This window comes from Achromobacter sp. 2789STDY5608621 (genome assembly GCF_001299375.1).
Classification (GTDB): Bacteria; Pseudomonadota; Gammaproteobacteria; order Burkholderiales; family Burkholderiaceae_B; genus Achromobacter; species Achromobacter insuavis.
In genome coordinates, this window is sequence record NZ_CYTU01000014.1 from 15,733 (window position 1) to 28,598 (window position 12,866).

Annotated in this window: 15 protein-coding genes; 6 read left to right on the top strand and 9 right to left on the bottom strand. The window is 68.3% G+C overall.

Going from position 1 to position 12,866, the window contains the following annotated elements; all coding sequences use genetic code 11:
• Positions 1 to 20 precede the first annotated feature (20 nt).
• Together AOZ53_RS15495 and AOZ53_RS15500 are read left to right on the top strand one after the other, a co-directional pair.
• On the top strand, positions 21 to 758 hold the full coding sequence (locus AOZ53_RS15495; protein ID WP_054488393.1) for a sulfite exporter TauE/SafE family protein: 738 nt from the start codon (positions 21 to 23) through the stop codon (positions 756 to 758).
• Positions 759 to 835: 77 nt separating this feature from the next.
• Entirely contained in the window at positions 836 to 1,552 is a 717-nt protein-coding gene (locus tag AOZ53_RS15500; RefSeq protein ID WP_054433987.1) for a GntR family transcriptional regulator, read from the top strand.
• A gap of 59 nt (positions 1,553 to 1,611) precedes the next feature.
• Here the strand turns inward: AOZ53_RS15500 and AOZ53_RS15505 are convergent, their stop codons facing one another.
• The 4 genes from AOZ53_RS15505 to AOZ53_RS15520 form a co-directional block, all read right to left on the bottom strand.
• Entirely contained in the window at positions 1,612 to 1,956 is a 345-nt protein-coding gene (locus AOZ53_RS15505; protein ID WP_054433988.1) for a 2Fe-2S iron-sulfur cluster-binding protein, read from the bottom strand.
• Positions 1,953 to 2,294: a ferredoxin gene (locus tag AOZ53_RS15510; protein WP_082380514.1), complete on the bottom strand. Its 342-nt coding sequence runs from the start codon at positions 2,292 to 2,294 to the stop codon at positions 1,953 to 1,955. The genes AOZ53_RS15505 and AOZ53_RS15510 overlap by 4 nt, the downstream gene beginning before the upstream one ends.
• A 42-nt stretch (positions 2,295 to 2,336) precedes the next feature.
• The gene (locus AOZ53_RS15515; RefSeq protein ID WP_054433989.1) at positions 2,337 to 2,675 is read right to left on the bottom strand and encodes a 2Fe-2S iron-sulfur cluster-binding protein; all 339 of its coding nucleotides are present in this window, start codon (positions 2,673 to 2,675) and stop codon (positions 2,337 to 2,339) included.
• A 70-nt stretch (positions 2,676 to 2,745) separates the two neighbouring features.
• Positions 2,746 to 3,477 (bottom strand): TenA family transcriptional regulator, encoded by a 732-nt coding sequence (locus tag AOZ53_RS15520; RefSeq protein WP_006387284.1) that lies wholly within the window; start codon positions 3,475 to 3,477, stop codon positions 2,746 to 2,748.
• Positions 3,478 to 3,701: 224 nt separating this feature from the next.
• Between AOZ53_RS15520 and AOZ53_RS15525 the strand changes: the two genes are divergently transcribed.
• Positions 3,702 to 3,911, top strand: a complete 210-nt coding sequence (locus AOZ53_RS15525) for a hypothetical protein (RefSeq protein ID WP_054433990.1) — start codon at positions 3,702 to 3,704, stop codon at positions 3,909 to 3,911.
• 76 nt (positions 3,912 to 3,987) lie between these two features.
• Here AOZ53_RS15525 and AOZ53_RS15530 read toward each other — a convergent pair whose 3' ends face one another.
• Entirely contained in the window at positions 3,988 to 4,404 is a 417-nt protein-coding gene (locus tag AOZ53_RS15530; protein ID WP_054433991.1) for a ribosomal maturation YjgA family protein, read from the bottom strand.
• Positions 4,405 to 4,547: 143 nt separating this feature from the next.
• On the opposite strand from AOZ53_RS15530, the gene AOZ53_RS15535 reads away from it, so the two are divergent.
• From AOZ53_RS15535 to AOZ53_RS15545, 3 genes are all read left to right on the top strand, one after another.
• Positions 4,548 to 5,783 (top strand): SorA family sulfite dehydrogenase catalytic subunit, encoded by a 1,236-nt coding sequence (locus AOZ53_RS15535; protein WP_054433992.1) that lies wholly within the window; start codon positions 4,548 to 4,550, stop codon positions 5,781 to 5,783.
• Positions 5,784 to 5,797: 14 nt separating this feature from the next.
• Positions 5,798 to 6,121: a SorB family sulfite dehydrogenase c-type cytochrome subunit gene (locus AOZ53_RS15540; protein WP_054433993.1), complete on the top strand. Its 324-nt coding sequence runs from the start codon at positions 5,798 to 5,800 to the stop codon at positions 6,119 to 6,121.
• 120 nt (positions 6,122 to 6,241) lie between these two features.
• Positions 6,242 to 7,945 carry an MFS transporter gene (locus tag AOZ53_RS15545; RefSeq protein ID WP_054434028.1) on the top strand — a complete coding sequence of 568 codons (1,704 nt, stop codon included), beginning with the start codon at positions 6,242 to 6,244 and terminating at the stop codon, positions 7,943 to 7,945.
• Between the two features lie 21 nt (positions 7,946 to 7,966).
• Here the strand turns inward: AOZ53_RS15545 and AOZ53_RS15550 are convergent, their stop codons facing one another.
• The 4 genes from AOZ53_RS15550 to AOZ53_RS15565 are packed head-to-tail and all read right to left on the bottom strand — an operon-like array spanning position 7,967 to position 12,606.
• On the bottom strand, positions 7,967 to 8,959 hold the full coding sequence (locus AOZ53_RS15550; RefSeq protein ID WP_054488395.1) for a Csu type fimbrial protein: 993 nt from the start codon (positions 8,957 to 8,959) through the stop codon (positions 7,967 to 7,969).
• Positions 8,956 to 11,301 carry a fimbria/pilus outer membrane usher protein gene (locus tag AOZ53_RS15555; protein WP_082385648.1) on the bottom strand — a complete coding sequence of 782 codons (2,346 nt, stop codon included), beginning with the start codon at positions 11,299 to 11,301 and terminating at the stop codon, positions 8,956 to 8,958. Before AOZ53_RS15555 ends, AOZ53_RS15550 begins: the two co-directional genes overlap by 4 nt.
• Positions 11,302 to 11,356: 55 nt before the next feature.
• On the bottom strand, positions 11,357 to 12,091 hold the full coding sequence (locus AOZ53_RS15560; protein ID WP_231689818.1) for a fimbrial biogenesis chaperone: 735 nt from the start codon (positions 12,089 to 12,091) through the stop codon (positions 11,357 to 11,359).
• Positions 12,091 to 12,606, bottom strand: coding sequence for a spore coat protein U domain-containing protein (locus AOZ53_RS15565; protein ID WP_054433995.1), 516 nt, complete (start codon positions 12,604 to 12,606; stop codon positions 12,091 to 12,093). The genes AOZ53_RS15560 and AOZ53_RS15565 overlap by 1 nt, the downstream gene beginning before the upstream one ends.
• Between the last annotated feature and the right edge of the window lie 260 nt (positions 12,607 to 12,866).

The following is a 12,866-nucleotide window of genomic DNA, read 5'->3' on the forward strand; positions in this document are numbered from 1 at the left end:
ACATAAAAGAGACTTCTGACATGCCCGTCGCCCTTCCCGATCTCTGGCATTACGCGGCCATGGCCGCGGTCGTCTTCGGCGCCGCGCTGGCGCAGGGCGTGGGCGGCATCGGCTTCGCCATGTTCGCCGCGCCGGTGGCGGCGCTGTGCTTCCCGCAGCTCGCCCCCGGCCCGCTGCTGACGCTGGGCGGCTTCATCTCGCTGCTGACCGCGCTGCGCGAACGCGGCGCGATCGACTGGCCGGCGGTCGGCTATGCCCTGACCGGGCGCGCCGCCGGCACCTTGATCGCCATCTACGCCATGGCGCGCTTCGCGCCGCAGGCGCTGGGCCTGCTGTTCGCCGCCATGATCCTGGCGGCGGTCGCCCTCAGCGCCGCCGGCCTGCGCTTTGCCGCCACCCCGGGCCGGGTCTCGGGCGCTGGCGTGGCCTCGGGCATCATGGGCACCATGACCTCGGTCGGCGCCCCGCCGATCGCCCTGGTGCTGCAGCACGCCGAGCCGCCGCGGCTGCGCGCCACGCTGGGCATGGTGCTGTTCCTGGGGTCGATCTTCTCGCTGGCGATGCTGGCGCTGGCCGACCGCTACACCGGTTACCACGCCGCGCTGGCGCTCAGCCTGGCGCCGTTCCTGCTGGCCGGCTTCGCCGTTTCCGGCCGGCTGCGCTCGCGGCTGCCGCCGCGCGCGGTGCGCGCCGTGCTGCTGGTCGCCTGCGCCCTCGGCGCGCTGGGCGTGATCGCCAAGGCCCTGTGGGCCGGCTGACGCCGCCCGCCGACGCCGTGGGCGCCCCGCCCGGTAATACAATGAAGACTGTATCCATTCCGCCAGACCTGCTCGCCATGACCACTTCGCCCGTCAGCTCGCAAGCCGTAGACACGCAGCAATCTGCTCCACTGAAGATCGGCGAGCAGCATCCGCAGTTGTTCGCGGTCATCCGCGACAAGCTGCGCGAGCGCATCCTCAGCGGCGAATTCACGCCCGGCGACCGCCTGGTCGAGGGCCGTCTGTCGGAAGAAATGGGCGTGTCGCGCATCCCGGTGCGCGAAGCGCTGCGGGCGCTGGCCGCCGAAGGGCTGGTCACCATCGAACCGCGCCGCGGCGCGTCGGTGTCGGTGCTGTCGGACGCGGTGGCCTACGACATGGTGGAAGTGCGCGCCACGCTGGAAGGCCTGAACGCCAAGCTGGCCGCGCAGCGCCGCGACGACAAGACGGTCGAACGCCTGCAGGCGTTCCTGCGCGAAGGCACCGAGGCCGCGCGCAGCGAGCAGCTGGACAAGTTCCTGGCGCTGAATTCGCAGTTCCACGAAATGCTGGCCACCATCGGCGGCAACGTGGTGCTGACCGACCTGATGCGTTCGCTGCGCGACCGCACCGCGCTCTTGTTCGCCCCCAGCAACATGCACCGCGCCAAGCAGAACTGGGACGAACACTCGCAAATCCTGAACGCCGTCATCGCCGGCAACGGCGACCTGGCCGCGCTGCTGGCCAGCCAGCACGTGCACAACGCCGCCAAGGCCTACACCGAGACGCGCCAGGCGCACTCGTCGGCCGCCTGAGCGCGGCCGCGGCCATCAGGCGCGGCCGTCGCGGCGCCGTGACGATGACCGCGCGGCGCTCATGACGCGGCCGGCTGCGCCTCAGCGTCCGTCACCACGCCCTTGCCGTCGCGCACCACCCAGGACACGGCCACGTCGCCCAGCACGAAGGTCTGGCAGGCCATGCGATAGCCGGCCTCGAAGTCTTCGGGCCGCAGGTGCTTGCGTTCCTTGGGCTTGATGGCGTCGGTGTTTTCCAGCCCCTGCTCGATGCGGCACTTGCAGGTGCCGCACAGGCCGCCGCCGCACTTGAACGGAATGCCGCCCTTTTCCTTCAGCGACACCCGCAGCAGATTGCTGTTCTCCGGGGCCTGGGCCACCTTGCCGCCATTCGATAGAAACGTGATCTTGACCATGCTGCTCATTGCTCCGCGGCGACGCGGTCGGGATGCCGCGTCAGGGTGGTATCGATGCTGCCGAAGCGGGTCAGGTGGATAAGCTCCTGGCGCGCGGCCTCCAGCGAACCGAAGGCCTCCAGGAACTTGGACGGCACCCGGTTCACCACATAGGGCGGCGTTTCCTCGGTGACCACCAGCCGGCTCGGTCCGCGCAGCCGCGCGATGCTGAAGACGGCGCGCAGGCGGCCATCGCAGGCGTAGTCGTAGGTCTCGACGATCTCGGCCAGCGCGTCCGCCTCGGTGCGGTACACGCCAGGCTTGGACGTCAGGATCACGAACACGGCGTCATTCGCGTCGCGGGTCATGCGCGGTTCCTTTGCAGATTGCGTTCGGGAAGGGCCTGGCGGCTAGCGCTGCTCGGCGGCGGCAACGACCTCGCGCGGCGCCGCCGCCTCGACGTCCTGCGCCAGTTCGATATCGTGGTCGAGCCACAGCTGGCAGGCCAGTCGGTAACCCGCGTCGATGCGCTCGCCCAGCTGCTTCTTTTCCTTCCAGTTCACCGGCGGCAGGTGTTCCGCCCCCGACAGCACGCGGCAGGCGCATTTGGCGCACTTGCCCATGCCGCATTCGTAACGCAGGTGCGGAAAGGGAAACTGCCGGATGCCGGCGCGCACCACCAGGTTGGCGTTGTCCGGCACCACCCCGGTATGGGTCTGGCCGTCTTTGTGGAATACGACGGTAGGCATGGATCAGGTATCCAATGGCGCCCGCCGCGGTCCGCGCGGACGGCGCGGGCGACGGCGGCGGGCAGGGGACTCAGGCGGCCAGGCCCAGCTCGGGCAGCGCGATTTCCTGCTGCACGTAGTCGGTATAGAGCGCGGTGGTGTACAGCAGCCGCATCTGCGCGCCGATCTCGCAGATCTTCAGGCAGCGCTGCTGCAGCTCCACCGTGTTGGCGTGCTCCAGCACGATCTGGTAGCCGCGCTCGCCATGGATCTCGTCGGACACGATGTGCAGGTCGAAGAACTCGACTTCCTCATCGGTGAAGCCATATTTCTCGCGCAGGGTCGGCGTCTGCTTGCGGTAGATCGACGGCACCTGCGATTCCAGGCCCACCACCAGGCCGGCCACGGCCACGATCGGGTCTTCGCGCATCGCCACGGCGTAGCACCAGCTTTGCAGCGCCCGCGTCGTGGGCGACATGTTGTCCGGATTGGTGACCCGTTCGCGGGTGGTGCCGCAGGCCTCGGCGAAGCGGATCAGCAGATCGGTATGGCGGTCGCCGCCGATTTCCTCTTCATACATGTTGGCCAGCAGGAAATCCTTGGCCTCGGTGTAGGTGTCGGGCGTGCGGGCGTACAGGTAGCCCAGGTAGTCGGCGAACGGGCCGACGTAGTGGTAGTGGTTCTCGGCCCAGCGCGACAGGTGTTCGCGGCTGAGCTTGCCTTCGGCCCAGGCGATCGAAAACGGCGAGGCGTTGGCGCTCTTGCCCTTGATTGCGTTTTCCAACGCGGTACGGAATTCATCTCGGTTCATCAGTTCAGCCATGACGCGCTCCAGGTCTGGTGAGGGAGGGGCGGCCGAAGTCTTCGACCGATGATGAACATTGTATACCATCTACCGTTTTGATCGACTAGGGTATTCCCGCTGCGGATCATTCATAAAAGGGACGGTCCCTCTGATATCAAGGACTTGGCGTGGGCAACCGGGGTTGGCGGCATGGGCGGCCGACTGGTACAATGAATACACTTTCAATGCAATACGGAAATACCATGACCACCCGCCATCCCCTGGGAGACGCCCCCATCGGCCAGCAGCTGCTGGCTCACTACGCCGGCCGCGATGCCGTGCGCCATGCCACGCCCCTGTTCCCCTCGTCGTGGTCGGAATGCCTGGCGCCGTTCCGCAACGCCCGGCTGCGGCCGCAAGCCGCGCCGTCGGTCCAGGCCGACAAGCGCACGCCCGCCATCCAGGCGGGCTGACGCCGATCGCCCCCCATCAGGACGGGCGCGATCCATCCGGGGCGCCTTGCGCGCGCCCGGCCCCAGCCCCGATGGTCTAGGTCCCGGCCGCCTGGGAGCCGACCGGTTGACGGCCCGAGCGCCACCGGCGCCGCGCCCCGGCCAGCAGCAGCACCAGGAAGAACCCCAGCGTGTAGGCCAGCACGTCCCACCAGTCCGGCACGCTGCCCAGCAGGATGCGCAGCACCGGCTGTTCCAGGCGCCAACCGAACAGCCGCGCCAGGTACTGGCCGAACTCGACCGCGTAGCCGGTCAGCAGCGCCGCGACCGCCAGCGGCAGCACGCCCGCGCGGATGAAGCTGCGATACACCAGATAGGCCCAGCCCACCGCCAGCACATCGCCCACGAACCCGCGCAACAGCGGGTAGGGCTTGCCCAGGGTGGCGATCAGCACCTCCACCACGGTCACGGCGAGCAGGGCGGCGAACGCCGATCGGTTGAAGGTCAGTCGCATCGGGAGGTCAGGCGCGCTGGGCGCGGAAAACGCGGTTATTGGAACGGCCGACGCAACTGTTAACGCATTTGTCAGGCCGGCGGGCGTAGCCTGATTCGACCACGCCGCAGGCGAGGGTACTAGAAAAACACAAGGAGACATGCATGAGCGCATTCGATACGGATGGGCGCAGGCGCTTCCTGCGCCAGGCCTGTACCCTGGGCGCGACCGGCACGCTGGCCGGCCACGCCCTCACCAGCCTGGCGGCCCCCGCCACCGTCACCCTGCCGTTCGCCAATGGCGAGCGCGACCTGATCGCCTACCCCCAGAAACGCCCCCTGATCCGCCAGACCTCGCGGCCGCCGCAGCTGGAAACGCCGTTCGCGGTGTTCAACGACAGCGTGATCACGCCCAACGACGCCTTTTTCGTGCGCTACCACCTGGGCAACATCCCCACCGCTATCGATGCCACCGCCTACCGGCTGCGCATCGGCGGCTCGGTCGGCACGCCGCTGGAACTGTCGCTGGCGGACCTGAAGCAGCAATTCGGCCAGCCGGTCGAGCTGGTGGCCGTGACGCAGTGCTCCGGCAACAGCCGCGGCTTCTTCGAGCCGCGCGTGGGCGGCGGCCAGCTCGGCAACGGCGCCATGGGCAACGCCCGCTGGCTCGGCATCCCGCTCAAGCGCGTGCTGGAGAAGGCCGGCATCCAGGCCGGCGCGCGCCAGGTCACGTTCCAGGGCCTGGACCGGCCGGTGCTGCAGGGCACGCCCGCCTTCGTCAAGGCGCTGGACGCGGCCCATGCGCTGGACGGCGAGGTGATGCTGGCCTACGCCATGAACGGCGCCGACCTGCCGATGCTCAACGGCTATCCCGTGCGGCTGGTGGTGCCCGGCTATTACGGCACCTACTGGGTCAAGCACCTGGCGGACATCCAGGTGCTGGACAAGGAGTTCGACGGCTTCTGGATGCAGAAGGCCTACCGCATCCCCGACAACGACTGCGCCTGTACGCCCGCGGGCAAGGCGCCGGACAAGACCCGTCCCATCGGCCGCTACAACGTGCGCAGCTTCATCACCAGCCTGGCCGATGGCGCCCGCGTCGCCAAGGGCGCGCGCGTGCAGGTGCGCGGCATCGCCTTCGACGGCGGCCGCGGCATCCGCGAGGTGCAGTTCTCGGCCGACGACGGCAAGACCTGGCGCGCCGCCACGCTGGGCCAGGACCTGGGACGCTATTCCTTCCGCGAATGGCATGCCGAGTTCACGCCCACCCAGGCCGGCCGCTACGCGCTCAAGGCGCGCGCCACCAACCAGGCCGGCGAGACCCAGCCGCTGGAGCCGCTGTGGAATCCGGCCGGCTACATGCGCAACGTGGTCGAAACCGTGCGCATCGACGCCGCCTGAGCCAGGAGCCCGCCATGATCCCCTTTGCCCGCCTGGTCCTGGCGCTGGCCGCCGCCAGCGCCGCCGCGCCCGCGTTCGCCCTGGACATCCAGCTGCCCCAGGAAACCGCCACGCTGCATCCCGGCACCGGCCCCGGCGCCCAGGGCGCCACCCTGTGCCTGATGTGCCATTCGGTCGATTACCTGTCTTCGCAGCCGCCCATGCCGCTGGGCTTCTGGGATGCCGAGGTCAAGAAGATGGTCGGCACCTATGGCGCGCCGATTCCGGCCGAACAGGTGCCCCTGATCGTCGAGTACCTGAACCAGGCCTACCCCGGCCCGGCCCCGGCCAAGCCCTGAGCGCGTCCCGCGCGCCGCGCGTCTCCGGGGCGCGCGGCGCCTTGCCTTAACCCGGCCTCTCAATAGGCGTACCATTGGACAGCCCCCACCCGCCGTCGCCGGGTGATCACAGAGGCCTCCATGCTCCAGCCCGTCTCGGCCAACAACGATCTTCCCCCCACATCGCCGGGCGCGCCCGCCGCCGCCCCCAAGCCGGTCCTGCGGGTCAGCACGCTATCCCCCTTTGCCTTCCCGGCGTTCCGCATCATCTGGATCGCCAACCTGTTCGCCAACCTGGGCACCTGGGCGCAGTCGGTGGCCGCGGCCTGGGTCATCACCACCGAGCAGAGCAGCCCGCTGATGGTCGCCATGATCCAGGTGGCCGCCGCCTTCCCGCTGGTGGCCCTGTCGATCCTGACCGGCGTGCTGGCCGACAACTATGACCGCCGCAAGGTCATGCTGGTCGGCATGCTGCTGGAGCTGGCCGGCGGCATCTTCATCACCGTGCTGGCCTTCATCGGCCTGCTGCACCCCATCACCCTGATCGTCTCGGTCTTCTGCATCGCCATCGGCAGCGCCATCGTCACCCCCGCGTGGCAGGCGGCGGTGGGCGAACAGGTGCCGCGCGAGCACATCGGCAGCGCCGTGCTGCTCAACAGCGTCAACTACAACGTGGCGCGCGCGGTCGGGCCGGCCATCGGCGGCCTGCTGCTGGGCGCGGCCGGCGCGCCCGTCGTGTTCCTGCTGAACTGCGTCTGCTACGGCGGCCTGATCTGGGCCATCTGGCGCTGGCGCCGCGACGTGGCGCCGCGCCGGCTGCCGCCGGAACGCCTGCTGGAAGGCGTGGTCGCCGCGCTGCGCTACACCCAGCACTCCACCGTGACGCGGGTGGTGATGCTGCGCGCGTTCGCCTTCGGCCTGTCGGCCAGCGCGCTGTGGGCGCTGCTGCCGCTGCTGGCCTACGACCACGAGGACGGCAACGCGCTGCTGTACGGCTACATGCTGGGCGCGCTCGGCGTCGGCGCCATCCTCGGCAGCGCCGTGGTGCGCCGGCTGCAGGCGGCCTGGGGCGCCAGCGGACTGGTGAGCGTGGCGGCCGGGCTGCTGGCCGCCTGCCTGCTGATCCTGGGGCTGACCAGCACGCTGTGGCTGGCGTTTCCGGCGCTGCTGGTGTCCGGCGCCTGCTGGATCGGCGTGCTGGCCACCTACAACACCACCGTGCAGATGCTGGTGCCCGACTGGGTCAAGGCGCGCTCGCTGGCGCTCTACCAGACGGCGATCTTCGGCGGCCTGGCGGCGGGCTCGTTCATGTGGGGCCACTTCGCCGGCACCATGGGCGTGTCCGGCGCGCTGTCGGCGGCGGGCGTGATGCTGGCCATCACCGTCGCGCTGCTGTACCGCTCGCGGCTGCCGGAGCAGGTCAACACGCAATCGCTGGCGCGCGCCGACACCACCGAGCCGGCGCTCTCGGCCGCCGGCTTCAACACCCAGCACGGCGCGGTGCTGGTGGCGGTGGAATACCTGATCCCCAAGGAAAAGCTGTCGGCCCTGATCGACGCGGCGCGGCCCTTGCGCCTGCTGCGGCTGCGCAATGGCGCGCAGCAATGGCAGCTGTTCCGCGACCTGGAGCGCGAGGGCGTCTGGCGCGAGGTCTTCCTGGTGGAAAGCTGGATGCAGTACCTGCGCATGATCGACCGCATGACGCTGGCCGACAAGATGGTGCTGGACGGCCTGCTGGCGCTGCATGACGGCGACAAGCCGCCGGTGGTGTCGCGCAACGTCAGCTACCTGGCGATGAACGAGGCGCAGGGCTTCTCGCTGCGGCGCGAGCCCGAATCGCTGTAGGGGCGATCCCGGCGCCCGTCCTCAGAACGTGATCGTGACCAGGACCGTGTCGCTGTAGTTGCCCGGCCGCGGCGTGGTCTGCGCCGGCACGCGGCCATAGACCGTGAACTGCTGGTTGGCTCCCGTGCCCGTGCTGTTGAGCGCGGTGCCGCCGGTCACGCCATCGCCCCAGACCGTCGCGTAGTTCGAATCATGGTAGAGCTGATAGCTGACGGTATCCGCGGCGGTCGCGTGCTTCATCTTGCGCGCCAGCACGTTGCCGGCCACCGAGCCGCCGTTGAGCGCGACGGCGAAGGCATTGTTGTTGGTGCACAGCACCGTGATCTGGGCCGTCGCCGTCACGGCCTGCTTGAGCAGCCCCTGCGGCGCGAACGCCATGTTGGTCGTATTGATGGAGCAGTTCTTCTGCACCGTCGCCTGCACCGTCAGCGGCACGTACAACGTCTGGCTGGGCGCGGCGATCGGACAATTCACCAGCAGGCTCGCCAACAGCCCCCAGGAGATGTCGACGCGTATCGTGTTGGTGTAGCTCTCGCTGTACAGCGTGTTGGCGTTGCCGACGGTCGACACGGTGGTCTGGCTGCCCGGCAATTTGGCGTAATAGGCGAACGACGTCGACGCCGACCCTGTCGACAACACCGGCCCGGCCAGCAGCACCGAGGTCGGCGCCGAGGTGGTCGCATTGCCCCAGACCTGGCTGTGGCCGCTGTCGGTGTACAGGTTGTAGTTCATGCGATAGGCGCCCGAGCCCAGCGCCCGCGCCGCCGTCGACGGGCTGGTGGTGCCCACCCCGGCGGAAAAGCACAGGCGCGCGCCAAACGCGAGCGCGGTGAAGTTGCACGTCACCGCCACGGTGTTGCTGTCGGCGTAGGTATCGGTGGACAGCAGCGGATTGACCGGGCCGAAGTTGGTCGTATTGGTGGTCGCGGCGCCCAGCGAACACGAAGTCGCCTGGGCATCGGCCGACCATCCCGCCCCCAACGCCACCCCCAGCGCGAACAGGATGGACTTCATTGGCCGGGCTCCTTCAACGGCTGGCAAGTGAACGGCCCCAGCGTGGGCAGCGGCCGCGCGGGATCGTGCCGGTACGGGAACTCCACCACGCACGACACGCCGCCGCCCTTGACCCGCAGATGGTTCTCCGCCTGCAGGTCCTCGACAAAGGCGATGCCGTCGTAGCCCACCACCGACTGCTTGCCGCTTTCGATGTGCGCGACCTGCGCGCCCACCGGCACCGCCGCGCCGTCGGGCCGCCGCAGGATGACCGAGGCCGCCGCGTAGCGCTGCAGTTCGAACTTGACCAGCACGCCGGAACCCGACTGCGGCACCGCCACCGCCTTGGTCGTCTCCAGCTTCATGTCCACCGGCAGTTCATCGGGGTCGATGGACAGCCGGTTGACCTGGTAGGAATTCAGGTCCGGCACCAGCAGGTGGCCGGCGCTGTTGGTGCGGCCGAGCTTGCGGTTCTCGTGCAGCACCGAGACATCCGGCGTGCCGTCGGTGCTGACCAGCGCGAAGCCATCGTTGATGCGGCGCGAGGGCGTCAGCGCGCCGTCCATCAGCACCACGGCGCCGGTGGCCTGCAACGCCGCCTGGCTCTTGCCGCCGTAGTCCTGGCCCAGCGCGGTCAGCTGGCCATAGCGTCCCAGGAACTGCACCTTGCCCTGGTTGTACTGCCGGCCGCCGCTGCGGCCGTTCTCCACGCCCCAGCCCCAGCCGCCGTCATAGTCCACATTGTGCTGCGCGCCGACGCTGTAGATGCTCTGGTCGCCCTGCCGGCCCACCGAGGCGCTGGCCTGGGTGTTGTCGCCCAGCAGGATGGAAAAGCCAAGATAGACACCGTGCGAATTGGTTTGCGAGAAATCGTTGTACGCGCTCAGGTTCATCGAAACGCGGCTGTGCAGGTTGGCGGTGTACGAGGCCGATCCGATCCGGGCGGCGGGCGTCTGCGGCATGCGGAATCCGATATAGCTGAACGCGACGCTCTGCGAGGTCGTCAGCGGCAGCGAGAAGGTCACGCGGTCGGTCTGGCGCGGCATCGGCGCGTCCTCGCGCGAGCCCAGGTCGCCATAGTCGCCCAGCGCGCGCACGGTCTGCAGTTCGACGCTGAACGCGGGCTCGACATACTGGTAGCCCACGCTCACCTGGCCGCCGTTGTAGTGGCCGGCGCTGCCCGACAATGCGCCGTTGACCACGCCCGCCTGGCCCAGCCGGACCAGGGCGCCGGCGCCGACGTTGTAGACGCCGGCGCTCATTTCGGAATGGCCCTCCAGCGTCAGCGCGTCGTCCAGGCCGTAACGGCCCGAGGCGGTGACGGCGGGACGCTTGTCGTAGTCGAAGGAGCGCACGCTGAACTGGCGCCGCGCCACGCCCATCTCGATGGAATAGCTGGAAAGCCCGGCCGCCAGCATGCGCGTGTCGATGTAGAGCGGCACCGAAGTGCTGACGCTGCGCCCCAGCGCGTCGCGCGTGACCAGCGTGGCCTGGCCCGAGCCGGTGATGCCCGGGATCTGGTTGACCACGAACGGCCCGGCCGGCACATTGCCCGAATACTGCTGCACGCCGTTGACGTACAGCGACACCGACGACGGCACCACCGACGACGCGCTCAGCGACGATACCGGAAACGTCACCAGGTCCGGACGCAACGCGAAATTTCTCCCCCACTGGATGCCGGCCACCCGCACCGAGCGCGACCAGTTCAGGGACGAGGTGATGGTGTCGCCGATCCGCAGCGTGCGCAGCGTGTCCTGGTTGGAATGGGTCCAGTAGGTGTCGTAGCGCACATAGCGGTCGGCGCGTCCGCCCAGATAGGTGGTGCCGGTATTGCTGAGCGTGCCATGGCTGTCGAAATAGCGCTGTTCGCTGTACAGCGACACGGTGCTGTAGGCATCGGTCTGCGCATAGGCCTCGTAGTTCACCAGCAGGCCGCGCCCCGCGGTCGCGCGCGGCGTCTGCGGCAGGCCGCGGGTATCCACCTGGAACGGTTGGCGCAGCCCGTCGGGGACCACCAGGTTCACCGATTGCATGGCGGCGTTGTAGGTGTAGCGCAGCCCGGCGATGTCATCGAGCCGGATCTCGCTGTCGCGCGCCGCGCCCATCTTGCTCACGTCCACGCCGACCGACCCCAGCGCGCCGGGGCTGGCCGACAGGCGGCCCTGTGCGTCCCGGAAACGCAACAGCTGCGTCGTGTTCACGCCGTTGATACTCACCTCCAAATAGACATCGCGTTCGGCGATATCGCCGAACGACACCAGTTGGATGGGCAAATCCGCCGCCACCGCCGACGCTCCGAACAGCACGAGCGCGAAGCGGCATGCGCAGCGCCCGCATGCACGGATAGCGCGTACTGCCATGGGCTGCCTTCTCTTACCCCGAGGCCGCCGACAAGGCGGCGCGGGACGCAATCAGTCAGTCGGTTCGCGGTGTCACGGTGACGGGATTGCCGTTCACCAGCGCTTTGATCCTTACCTGTCCGGGCGCGGCCTGCCTGGCGGGAAAGCGCCACTCGCGCTGACGCTGCGCCAGGGCATAACCCAGCAGCCCGTCGACCTTGCCCAGCTGCGCATCGGCGCCGCCCACGACCTGCAGGGCCGCCACCTGCGCATAGCGGGTGCCGGTATTGGCGAGTCGCAATACCCATTCCTTGCCGTCGCGCGCCAGGTGCCAGGCCAGCTCCGGCGTCGGTTCGGGCGTGGCGCCGGCCACGAAGACCGGCACCGAATAGCGCATGCGCAACACCACGCCATTGACCAGCGGCGTGGACGGATCGGGAATCTCGTCGATCACCAGCCGGTAGCTCTGCTCCAGCGGCGCCACGTCCTTGCCTGCCCGCACCAGCCGCACCAATTGCTCGCCTTTGGGCGGCACCTGGATGATGGGCGGACTGGCCTGGATCGCCTCGGTCGGCGCCAGCACGTCATCGCCCTGGGCCTGGTCCCAGGCGTAGACGCGCACCTGGCCGTAAATGGGCGTGATGCCCGGATTGCGCAGCATGATGCCGGTGGCGCTCTGCTGCGGCGGCAGGTCCACCAGCACGGGCGATATCTGCAGCGTCGCCGCCCGCGCCGGCACGGCCAGGACGCTCCAGGCGAACGCCGCACCGACCAGTATGCGGAAAAGACGGCCCGCGAATGGGCGGGCCACTAGAAATACACCGTCGCGGTCACGGTCGAGGAATACGTATCGGGCGCCGGCGTGCTCTGCACGGGCACCGTGCCGTTCACGGTCAGCGCCTGCGATGAGCCATTGCCGACGCCGCCGACGCGATCGGTGGAGCCGGTATCGCCCCAGACCACCGTCTGGTTGGGCGCCGGCTGGTACAACTGGTATTGCACCGTGCTGGCGGTATTGCCCGTCCCGGTCCCGTTCATATAACGGGTGGCGAAGGTGGATCCCGAACCGCTGCCGGCGCTCAGGCCGACGGTATAGGGCGTGGTATTGGTGCAGGTCACGTTGACCGTGGTATTGCCCGTCACCGCGGTGGTGAGCAGGCCGTGACTGCCGAAGCTCAGGTTATTCGCGGCAATGGTGCAATTGGCCGTAATGGTCAGCGTCACCGTCATGTTGGCCGTGGTCTGGGCCAACGCCGCCTGGGGCAGGGCGCCGGCCGCCGCCAGTGTCAAAGTCAGAGTCGTCGCGCACAAGGACAAGCGTTTCATGAATCACTCCCACGAAATACTGCTGCACTGTCAGACCTGCATAACAACCATGGTACGGCGAATAAAGTAGGCGGGCACAATTTGGTTAAATTCAAACCCGCATCGCTTACCACTTCTCACCAAACGGATTAAGAATCCCGGACAACGAATTGAATTGTCTCTATGAAAACACGATTAATCCGGGATTGGATATTTTGTTGTAATTCAGCACATTAGAGAATTTTCAATTAGTAACAGACGTCCTGAAAAATGCGGGAATT